Here is a 19,014-nt window from a genome sequence, read left to right on the forward strand (position 1 = left end):
GGTTTTACCATGGTCAACGTGGCCGATTGTACCCACGTTAACGTGCGGTTTTGTACGTTCAAATTTTTCTTTAGACATTGATTGTCCCTCTAAACAAACACGGTTATCGATGGTTCAATTTACCAGATTAACCAAAGTATTAAAATTTGTAATGGAGAGATTATTAAGAAGTGGTGCTGATAGGCAGATTCGAACTGCCGACCTCACCCTTACCAAGGGTGCGCTCTACCAACTGAGCTATATCAGCGCTTGGAGCGGGCAGCGGGAATCGAACCCGCGTCATTAGCTTGGAAGGCTAAGGTAATAGCCATTATACGATGCCCGCCGTTCTTAATTCATCTGTCCCATCAGTCGCTTAGAAATGGTGGAGGGAGAAGGATTCGAACCTTCGAAGGCTGAGCCGGCAGATTTACAGTCTGCTCCCTTTGGCCGCTCGGGAATCCCTCCACGCTAATTTGGGGCTTATCACACGAGATAATGGTGCCGACTATCGGAATCGAACTGATGACCTACTGATTACAAGTCAGTTGCTCTACCTACTGAGCTAAGTCGGCCTCGTGAACAAGTGAGGCGTATTATAGGGATTTTTTTATACCTGACAAGTCTTTTTTTTTATAAATCGTTTTTTTTTAATTATTCGTTTAATTATCAAACAAAAGAGAATACTGATTTGCTTAATTTATAAGCACAACTAAATTTTTACTGCGCATCCTTTCATTTATAAGGTATATTTCACCCATTATTTTACTCAACGGAAGCGCAATTTAATCGTGGAATCTCCAATTTCTGACACTTTTTCAGACAAATTAACCCCCTTTTTATCCTTTGAACGACAGCATTGGGCTGCCTTACGCAAATCCGTGCCATTAAAATTGACCGAGCAAGATCTTAAACCGCTACTGGGTTTTAATGAAGAATTATCGCTGGATGAAGTACGTACAATTTACCTGCCACTCACCCGCCTGATTAACTACTATATAGAAGAAAACATTCGTCGCCAGAATGTTCTTCATCGCTTTCTTGGCGGAGAAAGTCCCAAAGTACCCTATATCATCAGTATTGCCGGCAGTGTTGCCGTAGGCAAAAGCACCTCGGCACGCATTTTACAATCTCTTCTTAGCCATTGGCCGAGTGAACGGAAAGTGGATTTAATTACTACCGATGGTTTTTTGCATCCGCTTTCTTATTTACAAAAGCATCAACTATTACAAAAGAAAGGTTTTCCGATTTCTTACGATACACCAAAATTAATTCATTTCTTAGCTGATATCAAATCCGGTAAACATCATGTGAAAGCACCAATTTATTCTCATTTAACTTATGACATTATTCCTGAACAGTTTAATGTTATTGATCAACCGGATATTCTGATATTAGAAGGGCTCAACGTCCTCCAACCCAATGATAATCGTGCAAATCAAACCTTCGTTTCAGATTTTGTGGATTTTTCGATTTATGTGGACGCAGAAGAAAGCTTATTAAAAGAATGGTATATCCGTCGATTCTTAAAATTCCGACAAAGTGCGTTTTCTAACCCGAATTCCTATTTTAAACATTATGCCAATCTTTCCGAACAAGAAGCCATTGCAACAGCCAGCCGTATTTGGGATGACATTAATGGATTAAATTTAAGAGAAAATATTTTGCCGACCCGTGAACGTGCCAATCTAATCTTAAAGAAAGGGGTTAATCATGAAGTCGAGTTAGTCAAACTGCGAAAATAAGACAAAAAGAGACCGCACTTAATTCAGTAAGACATAAAGTGCGGTCGTTTTTCTTTCTATTTTTATCGAGTCCCATGAATCACGATTGTTTTACCATGGGCTGTAATCAAATGTTGCTCTTCCAACATTCTCATAATACGCCCCACTGTTTCACGAGAGCATCCCACCATCTGTCCGATTTCCTGACGGGTAATTTTAATTTGCATCCCGTCCGGATGCGTCATGGCGTCCGGCATTTTGGCTAAATTTAATAAGGTTTGCGCAATACGTCCGGTCACATCTAAGAAAGCTAGATTGCTGACTTGCCGTGATGTTCGTTGTAAGCGATGGGCTAATTGTGCGGTCAGATACATTAAAATATCGGGGCTAACTTGAATTAATTGACGAAATTTCCGATAGGAAATTTCAGCAACCTCACAAGCGGTCTTTGCTTTAACCCATGCAGAACGCAGTTGACCATCTTCAAATAATCCTGCCTCACCAAAGAACTCGCCCTTGCCTAAATAGGTCAAAATCATTTCCCTGCCGTCTTCATCCTTTACCATGACGGAAACCGAACCGCTAATGATGTAATACAACGTATCTGCTTCTTCTCCGGCGTTAATCAGTATGCTTTTCGCTGCATATTTTTTGATGTGGCAATGTGATAAAAACCACTCCAGCATCGGATCCGTCGGTTGTGTGGCTTGTGCGTCCTGTTCCTGCACGTAAAACCTCCATCTAATTATGAAAAACTAAAAGGTTTATCTAAAAAAATCCGTTTTATCTTTTATATCGATAGATTCATGTAGTTCAGACCAAACAATCACCGCACGTCCTTGGCGGATTTTGTTCAGTAGCGCTTTCTTTTTTTGTTCGAAAGTCTGTTCATGTGAACCATAATCGGTTCCTTCACGTAAAATGACGCTTTCCACAATATTGATTAAGGTGTCTTCCGCCAGTTCTTGCCAAGGAATAATCACGACATATTACCTAAATAAATAAATTATGCAAATAAGCTTTCAATGAGCTGCCATTGCTGGCTAAACCCTTGATTTGGTGTGTGTCGGAAGTTGGAACGCACATAGCGCATAAACTGCCCTTCACAGAGGGTGACGAGGTGTGCGGCGATAATGCGTTCGTCCACGTTAAATCCGCGTCCTTCGCGCAATTTTCGCATTTGCAGAATATTCACAAACTGCAATTCCAGCCTGTCAAAAAAGGTGGCAACGCGGGCTTGTAGTTTGGCATCTTCAAACATCAACGCATGGCCGGTTAACACACGGGTTAAACCGGGGTTTTTACGGGCAAAATCCAAGATCATCTGCAGGATGTCTTTTACCCGTTGCATAGTGTTGGTTTCGTTTTTGATCGATTGTGAAATGCGATTAAGCAATGTGCTTTCGATATTCTCAATTAAGGCTTCAAAAATCTTGGTTTTGCTCGGGTAATAACGGTACAACGCCGCTTCTGATACGCCCACTTCTGCGGCTAAACGCGCCGTTGTCATACGCTCCATGCCGCGTTCGGAATGCAACATATGCGTGAGCACCGTCAACACTTGTTGGCGGCGTTCTTTAATACTGCGTTTATTGGTTTGTTCCATTAGTGTTTACCTGAATGGCCGAAACCGCCTTCGCCACGTTCTGTGGCATGAAATTCGTTGACGATATTAAATTCTGCTTGCACAACGGGCACAAAGACTAATTGCGCGATGCGATCGCCTACTTCAATTTTGAACGGTTCATTGCCACGATTCCACACGGAAACCATGAGCGGACCTTGATAATCAGAATCGATTAAACCGACTAAATTGCCCAACACAATGCCGTGTTTATGGCCTAAACCGGAACGCGGTAAAATCACTGCCGCTAAATTGGGATCGGCAATATAAATAGAAAGCCCCGTTGGAATTAATTTGGTTTCACCCGGTTGGATTTCAATGCCATTGTCTAGGAGCGCACGTAAATCCAAACCGGCTGATCCTTCAGTAGCATACGTTGGCAAAGGAAATTCGCTGCCAAGACGGCTATCTAAAATTTTAACGTCAATTTTTTTCATTGTGATCTTTTCCTTTAACGAAATCTTTTGTGTTTTTGATAAAGTGCGGTGGGTTTTTGTTGTGTTTTTTATTGACGGTAATGCGCCATAATTTCACTGACTAATGCTTCTGCTAAGGTATTTTTATCCGCCTGCGGCAAGACTTTTTCGCCATGCTTCCAAAAGAGGTGTAGCGCATTGTGATCTTGTCCGAACACTTGCCCACCGGAAACGTCATTAGCACAAATCATATCCAAATTTTTGCGCGTCAGTTTATCTTTCGCATAATCGGCAACATTCTGCGTTTCAGCCGCAAACCCAATAGTGAAAGGGCGCTTTTCCGTAAGATGCGCCACATCTGCGATGATGTCCGGATTTTTAACGAGCTTTAACGTCATTTCTTCAGCCGATTTTTTGATTTTTTGATCAGCGATATCCGCAATACGGTAATCCGCCACCGCAGCACAACCAATAAAAATGTGATTTTTGACCGCACTTTCTAAGGCGGTTTGCCACATTTCTTGCGCGGAAGTGACATTAATACGATGAATATTGGGTGAGGCGGTCAGATTCACCGGGCCGGCAATTAGCGTCACCTGTGCGCCACGTTTGGCAAAAGCCTCTGCAATGGCAAAGCCCATTTTACCGGAGCTGTGATTGGAAATGTAACGCACTGGATCGATGGCCTCGCGTGTTGGACCTGCTGTAATAGCAACATGGAGTCCGAGCAAATCTTGCTGTCCCGCAAAATGATGGCAAAGTGCGGTGAAAATTTCAGAAGGTTCGGACATCCGCCCAGCACCTACATCACCACAGGCCTGTTCACCACTGTTCGGGCCGATAAGTTGTATGCCACGGCTTAAAAGTGCGGTCAGATTTTGCTGCATTATGGCTTGGCGATACATTTGTTGATTCATCGCCGGCGCAAGAAAAATCGGTGCGCTGGTAGCAAGACAAATCGTAGAAAGTAAATCGTTCGCGATGCCGACAGTTAAGCGAGCAATAAAATCGGCACTGGCTGGCGCGATTAATACGACATCCGCCCATTTTGCCAATTCAATATGTCCCATTGCCAGTTCTGCTTGCGGATCCAATAACGATTGCGCCACGGCATTGCCGGAAATCGCTTGCAAGGTGAGTGGGGTCACAAATTCTGCGGCGGCAGGCGTGAGCACCACACGAACCTGCGCATTGGCTTTGCGTAATAAACGAATTAATTCGATGGTTTTGTACGCGGCAATGCCGCCGGTAATGCCCACAACAATGCGTTTATTTTCTAGATTAATCATGCTTGAATCCCATGAATTGACTGACTCGGAGATGAATCCGCTTATTCTACTTGAATTATGATTTAATCAAAAATCTTATTTTGCGATCCCAATCCCATCTTTTAAATGTACTTTTTGGATTTTACGACGCCCTGTGAATGAATAGCGAATCTGTTATTTTTTGCGAGGTTAAAGAAATGGATGAGGCCTTAATGCCAAGGGAAAAGCTCTTAAAATATGGCGCTGCGGCATTGACAGATGATGAGCTTTTGGCCATCTTCTTGCGTACTGGCATTAAAGATTGTCCGGTGATGCAGCTATCGAAAAATGTGCTACAACATTTTGGCTCGTTGCGAGGGCTCATTAGCGCCAATCAAAAGCAGTTTTGTGCCGTGAAAGGCATTGGTATTACGCAGTTTATTCAGTTGCAAGCTTGTACGGAAATGACCCGTCGTTATTTATTGGCGGAACTTAAAGAAGGGTATTGTTTTAGTTCGTCAGAGACGGTGAAAATGTACTTACAAACAGAGTTAGAAAATACAGAGCGAGAAATTTTCTTAGTGCTTTTCTTAGATAACCAACATCGGTTGATTAAGCAGGAACGCTTGTTTCTCGGCACAATTAATAAAGCGATGGTGTATCCGCGCGAAGTCATCAAGGAAGCGTTGGCTTGTAATGCGGCGGCGATTATTCTGGCTCATAATCACCCTTCCGGTGTGGCAGAACCTAGTTTTTCCGACCGACAAATTACGGAGGCGATCAAGCAGGCGGCAGAGTTGGTGGAAATCCGTGTGCTGGATCATTTTGTGATTGGCAAAGGCGATTATTTTTCCTTTGCGGAACAAAATCTGCTCTAAAACGCACCGCACTTTGGGATAAATTTTCGTTTTAATGTCAGCAAATTCAGGATTTAGGCTTGAGAATGCAAGATAAAGTGAGTATAATGCACGACCTTTAATATAGTATGCGGGTCGGGTTATACGACCTGACGAGGTCATTCAAAAAGCGATTTTTGAAATATTCCGAACCGTAAGCTCGAGCTTAAATTTCATTATTGGAGATTAATATGTCTAGAGTCTGTCAAGTAACAGGCAAGCGTCCGGCAGTGGGTAACAACCGCTCTCACGCAATGAACGCGACTCGTCGTCGTTTTCTTCCTAACCTTCACACTCACCGTTTCTGGGTTGAAAGTGAAAACCGTTTCGTAACATTACGCTTAACTGCAAAAGGTATGCGTATTATTGATAAAAAAGGCATTGATGCAGTTTTAGCTGAAATCCGTGCTCGTGGCGAGAAAATCTAAGGAGCTAACAAATGGCAGCAAAAGGTGCTCGTGAGAAAATCCGTTTAGTTTCTACCGCAGAAACTGGTCATTTCTACACAACTGACAAAAACAAACGTAATATGCCTGAAAAAATGGAAATCAAAAAATTTGATCCAGTTGTGCGTAAACACGTTATTTATAAAGAAGCAAAAATCAAATAATTTTGCGTGAATTGAAAAACCCGACACTGTTCGGGTTTTTTTATATCCAGTGGCTATCGGAGAAAGAGAATGCCTGAACTACCTGAAGTCGAAACCGCACTGCGTGGCGTGAGCCCTTATTTGAAAGATTACGTGATTGAAAAAATTGAGGTACGCCAGCCGAAACTCCGTTGGACAGTATCACCGGCATTATCGACATTGCATCAGGTGAAAATTCTGGATCTTACTCGCCGTGCTAAATACCTCATCATTCATACCGAACAAGGCTATATCATCGGGCACCTAGGAATGTCGGGAACCGTAAGAATCGTACCGCATGACAGCCTGGTTGATAAACACGATCACTTGGATATTGTAATGAACAACGGCAGATTATTACGCTATAACGATCCGCGCCGTTTTGGCGCTTGGTTATGGACGGAAAAATTAGACGAGTTTCATTTATTTTTGAAACTGGGGCCGGAACCGCTATCAGAGGAATTTAACGCCGACTATCTTTTCAAAAAATCTCGCAAAAAAACGACCGCACTTAAAACCTTTTTAATGGATAATGCTGTGGTGGTGGGCGTTGGCAACATTTATGCGAATGAAAGTTTGTTCTTGTCCGGCTTGCACCCATTAAAACTTGCCGCGAATCTCACCCGAAAACAGTGTGAGCGTTTGGTCGAAACCATTAAATCCGTTCTTGCCAAAGCCATTGAACAAGGTGGAACCACACTCAAAGATTTCTTACAACCTGATGGCAGACCGGGTTATTTCGCCCAAGAATTGTTGGTTTACGGGAATAAAGGCAAACCTTGCCCAACGTGCGGTACAAAAATTGAAAGTTTAGTCATCGGGCAACGGAATAGTTTTTATTGCCCGATGTGTCAGAAGAAAAGTTAACGATATAATTACTTCAATTGCTGCTCGATAATACCGCCGCCAAGGCAAACTTCATCCAAATAGAAGACGGCTGATTGCCCCGGCGTAACGGCAATTTGCGGCTCATCAAAAATGACTTTGATGCTTTCATCGTCGATAGGTTCAATGATACAAGGCACATCCGTTTGGCGATAACGGGTTTTCACCGTACAACGCAACGGTTCACGAATCCGTTGACGATCGACCCAATGCAATTGTTGTGCGATTAAACCGGTAGAAAGTAACGCAGAATGATCATGACCTTGCGCTACAATCAATTCATTATTCACCAGATCTTTTTCCACCACATACCAAGCTTCTTCACTAGCCCCCTTCACGCCACCAATGCCCAAGCCTTTGCGTTGGCCCAATGTGTGATACATCAAACCATCGTGGCGACCAATAATGTCGCCCTCTACCGTGCGAATATTGCCCGGTTGCGCCGGCAAGTAACGGGCTAAGAAATCTTTAAATTTACGCTCACCGATAAAACAAATACCGGTAGAATCCTTCTTCTTCGCCGTTACCAAGCCTAAATCTTCAGCAATCGCGCGTACAATCGGCTTTTCAATGTCGCCAACAGGAAACAGACTTTGTCCCACTTGCTTACTGCTCAATGTATATAAAAAATAGCTCTGATCTTTGTTGGCATCCAAACCGCGCAATAATTGTGCGTTATCATCCGCGCCGCGACGGCGTACATAATGCCCGGTAGCAATATAGTTAGCGCCCAAATCTTCTGCGGCATATTCCAAGAAAGCTTTAAATTTAATTTCTTTGTTACACAGAATATCCGGATTCGGAGTACGACCAGCCTTGTATTCGCTAAGGAAATGCTCAAACACATTATCCCAATATTCCGCCGCAAAATTGATTTTATGTAGCTTAATCCCGAGCTTGTCGCACACCGCCTGAGCGTCAGCTAAATCCGCGGCGGCTGTACAATAATCGGTATCGTCATCTTCTTCCCAGTTTTTCATAAAAAGGCCTTCCACTTGGTAGCCTTGCTGTTGAAGAATAAACGCAGAAACGGAGGAATCTACCCCGCCGGACATGCCGCAAATCACTTTTTTCGTGGCATTTTGGGCAAGTTGCTCAGCGGAGAGTTTAGGAAAATGTTTTTCGTAGGTTTGTGATTTCATAGTTTAATAATGAACGTTCCACTAAATAAATAATTGTGCATTCTACCGTAAATCAAGTAAGAGTAAAAATGCCCGACAATTTCGGGCACTTTCATACAGGTTGTAGCCTGATCACTTCATTGCACGTCGAGAAGTCACCGTTTTCCCTCCAATCCCCCAGTTGTCCATATCGACCTCATCAATAACCACCACTGTCGTTTCAGGATTTTTGTTCAACACTTTCTGTAATAAATAGGTGACACCTTCAATTAACTCTGCTTTCTGTTTAGCTGTCGGCGCTTCTGCACCACCGGTAACTTTAATATTGACATACGGCATACTGTTCTCTCATCACAACGTTAAATAGAACTACTTCACTTCGTAAAACTGAGCTTTCTCTTTTTGCGCAAATTTTTGTTCATATTCTGCCTTCGCATTTTCATCGCCGGCATCCAATTTAGACTGCAAAGTGTCGCAAGGTTTATCGCAATCGCAGGCTTTGGCAATACCTAAAGACGATAAACCGCCACAACTGCCTTTCAGCGCTTGGCGTTTCACAATATAGCCCAATGCCATGGCTAAAATAATCAGAAGAAAAATACCGAAAGTGACTAAAAATAATTTCATACTCGCTCCATAAACGATAAAAATAGACACCGCACTTTTGTCTTTCGTGAACTGCATTATAAAATGCGTCATGTGCAATGTATCTTGAGTGTCATTCTACAATGACTGACACAGGTTAGACTAGGTTTTATATCTATTCAAGCAATAAGGAAGCAATTATGTTACCCCAAAAACGGTTAGAACAAATTCAAGAAATGGAAACCCTTCTAGGTCAATCGGAAGCATTTTTACTTGAAGCGGAACAATTTTTAGAAAAATGGCAACAGATTTTACCGACGATAACCAAGTTAGAACATTATTATTTTGACGGTGACTGGCGACAAGACTATCAAGCTTATGAGCAAGGTGAAATACCGGAGGAGATGCCTTGTGGCGTATTAACCGAAGATGCGATATTTGATGTAAGTGTCACACAACGATCATTGGCCATCGGCTACTTAAAACTGGTGGCACAAATTTTAGATACGCCAAAATAAATAGCCCTAATCGCCACGATGTAGCCTCGCGCTTAAGCGATGCGCCGTAGCACCTTAAAAACCGACCGGCGCGGTGAATTCCATCGTTTCCCCGGTAATCGGATGTTGAATCTGCAGGCTTTCCGCGTGCAAGCAGAGGCGAGGCGATAACGCTTTGGCTTGTGGATGTGCGTAGAATTTATCACCTAAAATCGGATGCCCAAGTGCCAGCATGTGCAAACGTAATTGATGGGAACGCCCTGTAATCGGCGTAAGTTTTACGCGTGTCGTATTATTGGGATAACGTTGTAAAACATCGTAAAAAGTGACCGCTCTTTTACCTCGTTCAAAGCAAATTTTTTGGCGTGGGCGATTTTCCCAGTCGCAAATCAGCGGCAACTCCACAACCCCATGATCTTGTTCCACATGTCCCCAAACCAACGCCTGATAATATTTTTTCGGTTCACGTTCACGAAATTGGCGTTTTAACTCGCGATCTGCCGCTTTGCTCAAAGCAAACAACAAAATGCCGCTGGTGGCCATGTCGAGTCGATGTGCCGGTTCACAAAAACCGTACTTTTCTTTCACTCGCGACATCGCGCTGTCGTAATATTGCGGCTGATTACCCGGCACGGAAAGCAGGCCACTCGGCTTGTTCACCACCGCAATATAATCATCGCGATACACTAAATCCAGCCAAGGTTCCTGCGGCGGATTATATTCAATCAGGGCCATGTTTATTCCTTATTGCTCACAATCACACGCAAGCAATCTAAACGCCAGTTTGCCTGTTGTAACAGCTGTAAAATTTGGGTGCGTTGACGTTCTAACGTGTGAATTTCATCGGCGCGAATGTTTTTATTCACTTTTTGTAACGCGATTAATCGGTTGAGTTCTGCATCCAATTGCTGCTCAGCTTCTTGTTGCGCGGCATTGATAATCTGCTCACTTTGTGCCACCACCAAACGCTCACCTTGGGCAATCAGCCCTTCAATGCTCGGACGCAGCATTTTCACAATTTTATTCGCTACATTGCGTTCCATCGGCTTCAATTTGTGTTGTAATGTGTCAAATGCCACTTGCGGTGCCAAATCATTACCGCGATTATCCAGCAACAGACGAATCGGTGTTGGCGGTAAAAAGCGGGTTAATTGTAACCCTTGTGGCGCTTGGGTTTCCACCACATAAACCAACTCCAGTAACAGCGTGCCTGATGGCAGATTTTTATTCACCAACAACGCTACGGCGCTTTTTCCAATGTCGCCGGAAGTGATTAAATCAATGCCGTGGTAAATCATCGGATGATCCCAAGTGAGGAACTCCAACTCCTCGCGTGCCAACGCCAATTGACGGTCGAAAGTGACCGTGACACCTTCCTCTTTCAAGCCCGGGAAATCGGGCATAAGCATCGTGCCTGTGGGCGTAATGACGATAGATTGCTCACCTAAATCTTCCTGTTCCACGCCGATGACATCAAACAGATTCAAGGCAAAATTGACTAACTCCTGACTGCCATCTTGCTCGGCAATGTCTTGTGCCAGCTGCTTCGCCGCCTCGCCACCGTTAGAGTTAAGCTCCAACAACAAATCACGCCCTTGCTCTAACAGCTGCTTCAGGCGTAACCTTTCCTCTTGAGTACGCTCAATTAAGTCCTGACGAGCGTCAAGTGCGGTCGGATTTTGCAATGTTTTTTGCAATACTTCGGCAAACTGTTCTAACAATAAGGCGCCCATCGGGCATGTTTCATTGAAGGCATTTAAGCCCAAGTGATACCAATCAGCCAACACCGCTTGTGCACTGTCGGCAAAATACGGCTGATAAATTTGAATTTCTCGCGTTTGTCCAATGCGATCCAAACGCCCGATACACTGCTCTAACAAATCAGGATTTTCCGGCAAATTAAACAGTACTAAATGGCAAGCAAATTGGAAGTTTCGCCCCTCAGAGCCGATCCCAGAGCTGAGTAGCACCTGTGCACCATTTTCTTGCTGAGTAAAATACGCCGCCGCACGATCGCGTTCCACAATAGACATTTTTTCGTGGAATACCGCGCTACGAATGCCTTCTTTTTCACGCAAAATTTGCTCCAGCTGAATTGCCGTATCAGCATAACGACAAATCACCAACACTTTTTCCTGTCGATGTTGTTTTAAAAAATCGATGAGCCATTGCACGCGCGGGTCAAATTCCCACCATGCCGTATTCGCGTTCAGCTCTCGCAGAAAATGTTCAGGATAAATCGCGCATTGCAACGGATTTTCACCAAAGGCAAGGCGCGTTTTCACTGCATTTTCATATTGCTTCGGCTGAGATAAGGCAATAGGGTGATACACCCTTTTCGGGAAGCCTTGTACGCTTTGACGGGTATTGCGGAACAATAAACGCCCGGTGCCGTGGCGGTCGATAAGCTGTTGAATTAACTTCGTCTTATTGCCGGTTTCAAAATTAATTGACTTAGCCAACAACAAGGAAATCGTGCGCTTTTCATCCACATTTAATGGGCGATTCTCCAGTAATGCCTGTGTGGCTTCGGCAATCGGCTGATAATTTTGCTGTTCTTTTAAAAAAGCCTGATAGTCGTGGAAACGATGTGGGTCTAATAAATTCAAACGGGCAAAATGACTTTGCTGACCAAGCTGCTCCGGTGTGGCGGTGAGTAATAACACGGCGGGAATCTGTTGTGTCAGTTGTTGCACTAACTGATATTCTAAGCTTGGATTGACCTCGTCATACACCAAATGATGCACTTCATCGACAATGAGCATATCAAAACCGGCCGCCAAGATTTGTTGTACCCGTTTTGGCGTTTGCACCAACCAATCCAAGGCGCAAATAATCATGGATTCGGTGGTAAACGGATTCACTTCTTCCTGCTCTTCTGTCGCGGCAAAATCAGCGCAACGTTCTTCATCAAACAGCGAAAAGTGCAAATTAAAACGACGCAACATTTCGACCAACCATTGATGTTGCAACGTTTCCGGCACAATAACCAGCACGCGGCGCACCTTTTCGGCAAATAATTGCTGCTGCAAAATCATGCCGGCTTCAATGGTTTTACCCAAACCCACTTCATCGGCCAACAACACGCGTGGTGCAATACGCCGCCCGGCTTCTTTCGCAATGTGTAATTGATGAGGAATCAGCCCGGCGCGGATACCACGTAAGCCCCGCAAGGGCGATTGAAATTGCGCTTTTTGGTATTGCAACGCTTGGTAACGCAACACGAAATGGTCGTTACGATCAATCTGTGCGGAAAACAGGCGTTCTTGCGGTCGGCAAAAAGAAATGCGATGAGCCAGGTCCATTTCACTGACGACACGGTCTTCCTTGCCCTCTTGTTGTACCAAATAGAACAGCAAGCCATTATTTTCCGCCACATTGAGCACTTCGCCATGCCAACCTTCTACATGTTGAATCAAATCACCGATACGAAATTGCACACGATTTAACGGCGCGTTTTGCACCGAATAAATACGTTGTTCTTGTGTTGCAGGGAAATCAATTGTCACTTGCCGAAAATCCACGGCGCGAATGACTCCCAAGCCTAAATTATTTTCCGTTTCACTGATCCAACGCTGCCCAACCGCAAAAGTCATGATGTTCTCTCTACTGATAAAAAGGCGATATTTTAGCCCTGTTACGCTGAAAAAGAAATGACACGATGCCATTCATGTTTAACGTGATGACATCTTTTTTGTGATCAGCAACACAAAAACGTAGCAAATCCTTTACATTCTAAAAAATACTTCCTAAGATGACCGCACTTTATCCCATTTGTGAGGTGACTATGAATCTACAACCGTATTTACATCAACTAAAACAAGAACTTTTTTCCGACTGGAAACCTTTTGAAGTGTTTTGGCTATTTCTCTTTATTGCCGCACAAATTGTTGCTTTCGTCTTAGATCCGCAATCGCCGCTTGCCATGATTTCCGGGATTGCCGGCGTGATTTGTGTGGTGTTCGTCAGTAAAGGGAAAATCAGTAATTATCTGTTCGGGCTGATTTTTGCCTACACTTACTTCTATGTAGCATGGGGCGAGAATTTCATCGGTGAAATGAATACCGTCTTGTATGTTTATATCCCAGCGCAATTTATCGGTTATTTCATGTGGAAAACCCATATGCAACAAGAAAAGAGCGGCGCAGAAAGCGTTATTGCGAAATCACTGACGCTGCAAGGCTGGCTCATCCTTGCCACCACCGTGATTGTCGGTACGTTATTGTTCGTGCAAGCCCTTAATGCGGCAGGCGGCAGCTCCACAGGATTAGACGGTTTGACCACCGTGATTACTGTTTCAGCCCAATTATTGATGATTTTACGCTACCGTGAACAATGGATTTTGTGGATTTTGTTAAATATCCTTTCCATTGCCTTATGGGCGGAAACCCCAGCCATGTATTTAATGTATAGTGCCTATTTATTGAACTCGCTATACGGCTATTACAACTGGACGAAATTGATGAAACAAAAATAATCGTCTATGACTTGTAGCATACTAATGATTTATGCATAAAAAAATGTCGCAATATACTCTACCTATTGCGACATTTTTTTCTTCTGCTTACCACTAAAAATCACTGTAATTTTTGACCGCACTTTGGGTGAAATAGTGCTTATCTTCCCAGCGCAACATAGTAAGACGATTGTTCCAAACGCAACCGGTATCGAGAGCGTAAATATTCGGTGGCGTGATTTCATCCACTAAGCTCGCCCAATGCCCAAAAACAATATTTTCAGTTTGATACAGCGGATTGTCTAAAGCAAACCAGGGTGCAAGGTTCTCTGGCGCATCCTTGATAGGCAGTTTACATGCAAAATCGAGGCGATGATCCCGATAGCAAAAACGCATGCGAGTAAAAGCATTAATAATGTAACGCAGACGATCCAGTCCTTTTAAATTTGGCGACCAACGATCAGGCTGTTCCGAATACATATTTTCAATGAGATAGCGATAATTGCCATGGCGCAGCACATTCTCTACTTCATTGGCGCAAGCTTTGGCGGTTGCCAAATCCCAATCTGGCGAGATACCGGCGTGCGCCATGACAAAATTCAGTTGTTCGTGGTGAATCAATAAAGGTTGTTGACGTAGCCAATGGATTAATTCAAAAAAATCCGGTGCGGCAAAAATCGGTGCAACGCGATCACGAGGTTTGATTTTTTTAATGCCAAGTGCGGTGGAAATTAAATGTAAATCATGATTACCTAAGACGGTATAAGCGGCAGTTCCTAAGGATTTAACGAAACGCAGACATTCCAGCGATTTATCGCCCCGTGCCACCAAATCACCGGTTAAATAAAGTGTATCTTGTGTTGGGTCGAATTTCACTCGATCCAATAACATCTGCAATTCGTCATAACAACCTTGTAGGTCGCCCACTAAATATGTCGCCATTTTTGACCGCTCTTTTTATGCTTCCGAATCCACCACATCCGCTTTGCTCACCTCTGCCGGCGGGTTATCCGCCAACCAGTTCGCTAAACGGGCATAATCCGCAATGCTGAGATTTTCCGCTCGTGCATTCAAATCGATGTTAAGTGCGGTCAGATTTTCCGGTGAAAATAAGCCGGACAAGGCATTACGCAAGGTTTTGCGACGTTGATTAAATGCCTGCGAACAGACGCGATTAAGCCAATATAAATCCTTGACCGGGTGCGGCAGTGTGGCATGCGGGATTAAACGAACCACGGCAGAATCGACTTTTGGCGCAGGCTTGAAGGCACTTGGTGGCACTTCCAACACCGGCATCACTTGGCAGAAATATTGCGCCATGATAGTCAATCTTCCGTAAGCCTTGCTATTTGGCGCAGCACATAGGCGTTTCACCACTTCTTTTTGCAACATGAAATGCATGTCTTGAATAATGTGATGATATTTAAACAAATGGAACATTAACGGCGTAGAAATGTTATACGGCAAGTTACCAAACACGCGCAATTTTTGCCCTTTTTCTGCCAAATGTTCTTGTTCATAAAGAGAGGAAAAATCAAACTGCATGGCATCGGTTTCGATGACATTGAGTTTTTGATGTAAAAACGGGTGGTGACGTAAGCGCTCCGCCAAATCACGGTCAAGCTCCAATACAGTCAAGCGATCTACCTGCTCCGCAACCGGCTCTGTCAATGCGCCCAACCCGGGACCGATTTCCACTAAAAATTGATTGGCTTGCGGATAAATTGCTGCCACGATATTTTGAATCACATTGTTGTCGTGCAAGAAATTTTGCCCGAACCGTTTACGCGCCGTATGACCTAAATGCTTTTTTGAATTCATTAAATAAGATCTTATAAAAATAACGAAAAGTGCGGTGTATTATAAAGCAAAATCCCGACCATTGGGTCGGGATGATGATTAATTTAAGTATTTAATGTCGGCACGTTTACGCAAGGCTTGCACCCAATCACGGGCAGAATCTTGTAATTGTTGATTCACAATTTGCTCATAGGCCTTTTGACGATACGCTTCTTCCGTACGATCCCCTTGACGAGTATTCGTCACCTCTAAAATATGCCAACCGAATTCGGTTTTAAACGGCGCACTGATCACCCCTTTCTTAGCGCTACGAATCGCTTGACTGAATGGACCTACATACGCTTCCAGAAAGGCATAACCTAGGTTTCCGCCGTTAGCGCCAGATAGATAATCTTTAGAATATTTTAGTGCTGCCTCAGCAAATGTCATTTTGCCGGAAACAATATCCGCTCGAATTTGTGTTAATTGCTTTTTCGCTTGTGCATCATTCAATAATGGATTTAGTTTCAATAAAATATGACGGACTTCGTATTCTGTTCCCTTCACATTTTCCATTTTTCCTTTCGCTTTTGCTTCTTTTTGCATTTTCTCCGCCAGTTCTTCCACTTGCTCACGCGTTACATCAACGCTTTGGCTAATAGCATGGTTACGAACCTCTGCCATTAACACTTGTTGAGCAATCTGTTGGCGATATGCGTGGTAGTTAATCCCTTGATAATCAAGGGCATCCAACAACTGACCAAACGTTAATCCGTTTTGCGCAGCAATGCCTTCGATAATCTGATCAATTTTCGCTTCATTGACTTTAACACCGGACTCTTTTACCGCTTGATTGACCAGCATATCATTAATCACTTTATCAATGGCCGCTTGACGGCTGGTTCTCTTATTGAGTATCGGCTTAATTTGACTTTCCAATACCGGCACACCATTAACAGTTGCCACCACTTTTTCTTCGGCTTGCACCTGTGTCGCCATAGCAAAGAAAACCAGCGCAACAGAAAAAATAGACTTAAAATTCATAGAGTAATATTCCTTAATCAGATTAAATGATGCTGTTTAGAGTATTAATTGGCTTAAAGGTTCACGAAGGTTATTTAGACAATAATGCGACTTCGTAACATTGATCAAACTGTTTTGTACGAACTTGAATATTTTCATTACGGCTGGTAGGGACATTTTTGCCCACATAATCTGCCCGAATAGGCAATTCACGGTGACCACGATCCACAAAGATGACTAACTCAATCCGAGATGCTCGCCCAAAATCTGTCAGCGCATCCAATGCCGCACGAATAGTACGACCGGTAAAAAGCACGTCATCTACAAGAATAATCTCTTTATTCTGAATATTCATTTGCATTGATGCACCTTTATAAATTGGAGACATTTCCTCTTCTATCAGGCTAAGATCATCACGATAAAATGTAATATCTAAATCAAACGATGGCACATCCACTTGTGTTAACGCCATAATCTTTTGCCGGATCAATTCGGCAATTTCGGCACCACGGCGTTTAATCCCAACAATCACTAAATTATCCAGCGTTTGATGCTTCTCAATAATCTCATGAGAAATCCGTGAAATCGTTCTTAAAAACTGATTTTCATCAACAATAATTTTTTCCATAAGTTGTTACATAAAAAGCGTAGTCAAAACGGGCACTATCTTAACATTTTTCAATAAAGTGCGGTTAAAAATATCCTCATTTTTAACCGCACTTCATATACTTTAAGTTGAATGATCAATGATAAGTCTACCTTAGTCAGACACCTTCTTGTACAATGCGAAGACTCTTTAACCTTTCATTACGTTGTTTGGCTAAAATGAGCTAAACATCATCAACTCGAGGATTACGATGCAACTTACCCCTATTATGTATGGATTATTCGCCGCAATGACTATCACATTAACGGCTTGCGATAAACCACAAACATCGGTAGAAAACACATCACTATCAACCCCAAAAGCTGAACAAATTGTTGCCCTTGCCGGGGAAACCATGGGAAGTACCTACCATATCAAATACTTAGAAAAAAATAATTTTCCGGCTTCGCCTAAACAAGTCCATGAAGATATTGAAAAAATTCTTGTGGATGTTAATGCTAAAATGTCTACTTATATCAAGACCTCTGAGCTAAGCCAATTTAACCAAAATACACAAACCCAAACACCAATCGAAATCTCCTCTGATTTAGCCAAAGTGATCAAGGAAGCAATTCGGCTTAATAAGCTCACACAAGGGGCTTTAGATGTTACCGTTGGACCGGTTGTCAATCTTTGGGGATTTGGCCCAGAAAAACGCATAGAAAAACAACCCACAGAAGAACAACTTGCAGCACGTCTGGCTTGGGTTGGTATCGACAAGTTAACACTTACTGAAAAAGCCGGAAAATTTTACCTTACTAAAGCCATTCCAGAACTGTACGTTGATCTTTCTTCCATCGCTAAAGGATTTGGTGTTGATCAGGTTGCAGATTATTTGGAAAGTCTTCAGATAGAAAATTATATGGTCGAAATCGGTGGGGAAATTCGTGCCAAAGGACATAATAGTGAAGGTAAGCCATGGCAAATTGCAATTGAGCGGCCAAGTTTCGATGGATCACAAATTGCTCAGCAAATTATTGGTATAAAAGATTTAGCTATGGCAACTTCCGGTAATTATCGTAACTATTTTGAACAAGATGGTATTCGCTTTTCCCATGAAATAGATCCGCATACCGGTCGTCCAATTCAACACGCACTCGCCTCAATAACTGTTTTAGCGCCTAGCTCCATGACCGCAGATGGCCTTTCTACGGGGTTATTTGTTCTTGGAGAAAAAAAAGCCATAGAAATTGCTGAACAAGAAAATTTGGCAATATTTATGATCATTAAAGAAGGTAAAGGCTACCGCACAGAAATGTCGAGTGCATTTAAGACGTTATTAGAACAATAGTAAAAGCAAAATCAATCTTGACCTTAACATCATCCTACTCATCAGAGGATGATGTTGATTGATTCTCTCTCCAAATCATTCTCCATTCCCCACTTTTCCCCGAAAAATCAAAAACCCCCGATGCTCTCACATCAGGGGTCCATACTAATAAACTTGGCGGTGACCTACTCTCACATGGGAATCTCCCACACTACCATCGGCATAACAGCGTTTCACT

Annotated in this window: 22 protein-coding genes, 4 tRNA genes and 1 pseudogene; 8 read left to right on the top strand and 19 right to left on the bottom strand. The window is 43.2% G+C overall.

Features of this window, described 5'->3' with window-relative positions:
- The 5 genes and pseudogenes from QZ106_RS05625 to QZ106_RS05645 all read right to left on the bottom strand — a co-directional run.
- Positions 1 to 78: pseudogene (locus tag QZ106_RS05625) on the bottom strand (elongation factor Tu); the annotation flags it as partial.
- Positions 79 to 171: 93 nt separating this feature from the next.
- Positions 172 to 247, bottom strand: a tRNA-Thr gene (locus QZ106_RS05630).
- A 3-nt stretch (positions 248 to 250) separates the two neighbouring features.
- Positions 251 to 325: transfer RNA gene (locus tag QZ106_RS05635), tRNA-Gly, on the bottom strand.
- 37 nt (positions 326 to 362) lie between these two features.
- A tRNA-Tyr gene (locus tag QZ106_RS05640) sits at positions 363 to 447 on the bottom strand.
- A gap of 31 nt (positions 448 to 478) precedes the next feature.
- Positions 479 to 554, bottom strand: a tRNA-Thr gene (locus tag QZ106_RS05645).
- A gap of 216 nt (positions 555 to 770) precedes the next feature.
- Between QZ106_RS05645 and coaA the strand changes: the two genes are divergently transcribed.
- On the top strand, positions 771 to 1,724 hold the full coding sequence (gene coaA, locus QZ106_RS05650; protein ID WP_295975360.1) for a type I pantothenate kinase: 954 nt from the start codon (positions 771 to 773) through the stop codon (positions 1,722 to 1,724).
- Positions 1,725 to 1,786: 62 nt separating this feature from the next.
- Here the strand turns inward: coaA and crp are convergent, their stop codons facing one another.
- From crp to coaBC, 5 genes are all read right to left on the bottom strand, one after another.
- Positions 1,787 to 2,431, bottom strand: coding sequence for a cAMP-activated global transcriptional regulator CRP (gene crp, locus QZ106_RS05655; RefSeq protein ID WP_021615125.1), 645 nt, complete (start codon positions 2,429 to 2,431; stop codon positions 1,787 to 1,789).
- 36 nt (positions 2,432 to 2,467) lie between these two features.
- Positions 2,468 to 2,686, bottom strand: a complete 219-nt coding sequence (locus tag QZ106_RS05660; RefSeq protein WP_295975367.1) for a YheU family protein — start codon at positions 2,684 to 2,686, stop codon at positions 2,468 to 2,470.
- 23 nt (positions 2,687 to 2,709) lie between these two features.
- The gene (gene slmA, locus QZ106_RS05665) at positions 2,710 to 3,309 is read right to left on the bottom strand and encodes a nucleoid occlusion factor SlmA (RefSeq protein ID WP_006716723.1); all 600 of its coding nucleotides are present in this window, start codon (positions 3,307 to 3,309) and stop codon (positions 2,710 to 2,712) included.
- The gene (gene dut / locus QZ106_RS05670; protein ID WP_021615128.1) at positions 3,309 to 3,764 is read right to left on the bottom strand and encodes a dUTP diphosphatase; all 456 of its coding nucleotides are present in this window, start codon (positions 3,762 to 3,764) and stop codon (positions 3,309 to 3,311) included. The genes slmA and dut overlap by 1 nt, the downstream gene beginning before the upstream one ends.
- A gap of 68 nt (positions 3,765 to 3,832) precedes the next feature.
- The gene (coaBC, locus tag QZ106_RS05675) at positions 3,833 to 5,032 is read right to left on the bottom strand and encodes a bifunctional phosphopantothenoylcysteine decarboxylase/phosphopantothenate--cysteine ligase CoaBC (protein ID WP_295975374.1); all 1,200 of its coding nucleotides are present in this window, start codon (positions 5,030 to 5,032) and stop codon (positions 3,833 to 3,835) included.
- A 176-nt stretch (positions 5,033 to 5,208) separates the two neighbouring features.
- Here coaBC and radC point away from each other — a divergent pair, with 176 nt between their 5' ends.
- The 4 genes from radC to mutM all read left to right on the top strand — a co-directional run bounded on the left by radC (position 5,209) and on the right by mutM (position 7,381).
- Complete coding sequence (radC, locus tag QZ106_RS05680; RefSeq protein ID WP_295975376.1) at positions 5,209 to 5,868, top strand: DNA repair protein RadC; 660 nt, start codon at positions 5,209 to 5,211, stop codon at positions 5,866 to 5,868.
- 209 nt (positions 5,869 to 6,077) lie between these two features.
- Complete coding sequence (gene rpmB / locus QZ106_RS05685; protein ID WP_005542826.1) at positions 6,078 to 6,314, top strand: 50S ribosomal protein L28; 237 nt, start codon at positions 6,078 to 6,080, stop codon at positions 6,312 to 6,314.
- A gap of 11 nt (positions 6,315 to 6,325) precedes the next feature.
- The gene (gene rpmG, locus QZ106_RS05690) at positions 6,326 to 6,496 is read left to right on the top strand and encodes a 50S ribosomal protein L33 (RefSeq protein ID WP_005613503.1); all 171 of its coding nucleotides are present in this window, start codon (positions 6,326 to 6,328) and stop codon (positions 6,494 to 6,496) included.
- 69 nt (positions 6,497 to 6,565) lie between these two features.
- Positions 6,566 to 7,381, top strand: a complete 816-nt coding sequence (gene mutM / locus QZ106_RS05695) for a bifunctional DNA-formamidopyrimidine glycosylase/DNA-(apurinic or apyrimidinic site) lyase (RefSeq protein WP_295975392.1) — start codon at positions 6,566 to 6,568, stop codon at positions 7,379 to 7,381.
- Between the two features lie 8 nt (positions 7,382 to 7,389).
- Here mutM and mnmA read toward each other — a convergent pair whose 3' ends face one another.
- The 3 genes from mnmA to nqrM all read right to left on the bottom strand — a co-directional run bounded on the left by mnmA (position 7,390) and on the right by nqrM (position 9,147).
- Complete coding sequence (gene mnmA / locus QZ106_RS05700; RefSeq protein WP_295975394.1) at positions 7,390 to 8,541, bottom strand: tRNA 2-thiouridine(34) synthase MnmA; 1,152 nt, start codon at positions 8,539 to 8,541, stop codon at positions 7,390 to 7,392.
- 111 nt (positions 8,542 to 8,652) lie between these two features.
- Positions 8,653 to 8,859: a 4-oxalocrotonate tautomerase family protein gene (locus tag QZ106_RS05705; protein ID WP_295975396.1), complete on the bottom strand. Its 207-nt coding sequence runs from the start codon at positions 8,857 to 8,859 to the stop codon at positions 8,653 to 8,655.
- Positions 8,860 to 8,889: 30 nt separating this feature from the next.
- Entirely contained in the window at positions 8,890 to 9,147 is a 258-nt protein-coding gene (gene nqrM, locus QZ106_RS05710) for a (Na+)-NQR maturation NqrM (RefSeq protein WP_295975398.1), read from the bottom strand.
- A gap of 158 nt (positions 9,148 to 9,305) precedes the next feature.
- Between nqrM and QZ106_RS05715 the strand changes: the two genes are divergently transcribed.
- Positions 9,306 to 9,623, top strand: a complete 318-nt coding sequence (locus QZ106_RS05715; RefSeq protein WP_295975401.1) for a DUF4298 domain-containing protein — start codon at positions 9,306 to 9,308, stop codon at positions 9,621 to 9,623.
- Positions 9,624 to 9,677: 54 nt separating this feature from the next.
- Here QZ106_RS05715 and rluA read toward each other — a convergent pair whose 3' ends face one another.
- Complete coding sequence (gene rluA, locus QZ106_RS05720) at positions 9,678 to 10,337, bottom strand: bifunctional tRNA pseudouridine(32) synthase/23S rRNA pseudouridine(746) synthase RluA (protein ID WP_295975404.1); 660 nt, start codon at positions 10,335 to 10,337, stop codon at positions 9,678 to 9,680.
- Between the two features lie 2 nt (positions 10,338 to 10,339).
- Positions 10,340 to 13,198: an RNA polymerase-associated protein RapA gene (rapA, locus tag QZ106_RS05725; protein WP_295975406.1), complete on the bottom strand. Its 2,859-nt coding sequence runs from the start codon at positions 13,196 to 13,198 to the stop codon at positions 10,340 to 10,342.
- Positions 13,199 to 13,389: 191 nt separating this feature from the next.
- On the opposite strand from rapA, the gene pnuC reads away from it, so the two are divergent.
- Positions 13,390 to 14,079, top strand: coding sequence for a nicotinamide riboside transporter PnuC (gene pnuC / locus QZ106_RS05730; protein ID WP_295975409.1), 690 nt, complete (start codon positions 13,390 to 13,392; stop codon positions 14,077 to 14,079).
- Between the two features lie 93 nt (positions 14,080 to 14,172).
- Here pnuC and apaH read toward each other — a convergent pair whose 3' ends face one another.
- The 4 genes from apaH to pyrR all read right to left on the bottom strand — a co-directional run bounded on the left by apaH (position 14,173) and on the right by pyrR (position 17,488).
- A complete protein-coding gene (gene apaH, locus QZ106_RS05735; protein WP_295975414.1) occupies positions 14,173 to 15,000 on the bottom strand; it encodes a bis(5'-nucleosyl)-tetraphosphatase (symmetrical) ApaH in 828 nt (275 codons plus the stop codon).
- Between the two features lie 15 nt (positions 15,001 to 15,015).
- Positions 15,016 to 15,879, bottom strand: coding sequence for a 16S rRNA (adenine(1518)-N(6)/adenine(1519)-N(6))-dimethyltransferase RsmA (gene rsmA, locus QZ106_RS05740; RefSeq protein ID WP_295975417.1), 864 nt, complete (start codon positions 15,877 to 15,879; stop codon positions 15,016 to 15,018).
- Between the two features lie 78 nt (positions 15,880 to 15,957).
- Positions 15,958 to 16,881: a peptidylprolyl isomerase gene (locus tag QZ106_RS05745; RefSeq protein ID WP_295975418.1), complete on the bottom strand. Its 924-nt coding sequence runs from the start codon at positions 16,879 to 16,881 to the stop codon at positions 15,958 to 15,960.
- Positions 16,882 to 16,951: 70 nt separating this feature from the next.
- The gene (gene pyrR, locus QZ106_RS05750; RefSeq protein ID WP_021615144.1) at positions 16,952 to 17,488 is read right to left on the bottom strand and encodes a bifunctional pyr operon transcriptional regulator/uracil phosphoribosyltransferase PyrR; all 537 of its coding nucleotides are present in this window, start codon (positions 17,486 to 17,488) and stop codon (positions 16,952 to 16,954) included.
- Positions 17,489 to 17,717: 229 nt separating this feature from the next.
- Here pyrR and QZ106_RS05755 point away from each other — a divergent pair, with 229 nt between their 5' ends.
- A complete protein-coding gene (locus tag QZ106_RS05755) occupies positions 17,718 to 18,797 on the top strand; it encodes an FAD:protein FMN transferase (protein WP_295975422.1) in 1,080 nt (359 codons plus the stop codon).
- The last annotated feature ends 217 nt before the right edge of the window (positions 18,798 to 19,014 follow it).

This window comes from uncultured Aggregatibacter sp., assembly GCF_901873365.1.
Classification (GTDB): domain Bacteria; phylum Pseudomonadota; class Gammaproteobacteria; order Enterobacterales; family Pasteurellaceae; genus Aggregatibacter.

What these genes read in the sequence shown, in the direction of transcription:
- slmA (WP_006716723.1), bottom strand. Translation starts at nt 3,309, where the DNA reads ATGGAACAAACCAATAAACGCAGTATTAAAGAACGCCGCCAACAAGTG.
- dut (WP_021615128.1), bottom strand. Translation starts at nt 3,764, where the DNA reads ATGAAAAAAATTGACGTTAAAATTTTAGATAGCCGTCTTGGCAGCGAA.
- coaBC (WP_295975374.1), bottom strand. Translation starts at nt 5,032, where the DNA reads ATGATTAATCTAGAAAATAAACGCATTGTTGTGGGCATTACCGGCGGC.
- radC (WP_295975376.1), top strand. Translation starts at nt 5,209, where the DNA reads ATGGATGAGGCCTTAATGCCAAGGGAAAAGCTCTTAAAATATGGCGCT.
- rpmB (WP_005542826.1), top strand. Translation starts at nt 6,078, where the DNA reads ATGTCTAGAGTCTGTCAAGTAACAGGCAAGCGTCCGGCAGTGGGTAAC.
- rpmG (WP_005613503.1), top strand. Translation starts at nt 6,326, where the DNA reads ATGGCAGCAAAAGGTGCTCGTGAGAAAATCCGTTTAGTTTCTACCGCA.
- mutM (WP_295975392.1), top strand. Translation starts at nt 6,566, where the DNA reads ATGCCTGAACTACCTGAAGTCGAAACCGCACTGCGTGGCGTGAGCCCT.
- mnmA (WP_295975394.1), bottom strand. Translation starts at nt 8,541, where the DNA reads ATGAAATCACAAACCTACGAAAAACATTTTCCTAAACTCTCCGCTGAG.
- QZ106_RS05705 (WP_295975396.1), bottom strand. Translation starts at nt 8,859, where the DNA reads ATGCCGTATGTCAATATTAAAGTTACCGGTGGTGCAGAAGCGCCGACA.
- nqrM (WP_295975398.1), bottom strand. Translation starts at nt 9,147, where the DNA reads ATGAAATTATTTTTAGTCACTTTCGGTATTTTTCTTCTGATTATTTTA.
- QZ106_RS05715 (WP_295975401.1), top strand. Translation starts at nt 9,306, where the DNA reads ATGTTACCCCAAAAACGGTTAGAACAAATTCAAGAAATGGAAACCCTT.
- rluA (WP_295975404.1), bottom strand. Translation starts at nt 10,337, where the DNA reads ATGGCCCTGATTGAATATAATCCGCCGCAGGAACCTTGGCTGGATTTA.
- rapA (WP_295975406.1), bottom strand. Translation starts at nt 13,198, where the DNA reads ATGACTTTTGCGGTTGGGCAGCGTTGGATCAGTGAAACGGAAAATAAT.
- pnuC (WP_295975409.1), top strand. Translation starts at nt 13,390, where the DNA reads ATGAATCTACAACCGTATTTACATCAACTAAAACAAGAACTTTTTTCC.
- apaH (WP_295975414.1), bottom strand. Translation starts at nt 15,000, where the DNA reads ATGGCGACATATTTAGTGGGCGACCTACAAGGTTGTTATGACGAATTG.
- rsmA (WP_295975417.1), bottom strand. Translation starts at nt 15,879, where the DNA reads ATGAATTCAAAAAAGCATTTAGGTCATACGGCGCGTAAACGGTTCGGG.
- QZ106_RS05745 (WP_295975418.1), bottom strand. Translation starts at nt 16,881, where the DNA reads ATGAATTTTAAGTCTATTTTTTCTGTTGCGCTGGTTTTCTTTGCTATG.
- pyrR (WP_021615144.1), bottom strand. Translation starts at nt 17,488, where the DNA reads ATGGAAAAAATTATTGTTGATGAAAATCAGTTTTTAAGAACGATTTCA.
- QZ106_RS05755 (WP_295975422.1), top strand. Translation starts at nt 17,718, where the DNA reads ATGCAACTTACCCCTATTATGTATGGATTATTCGCCGCAATGACTATC.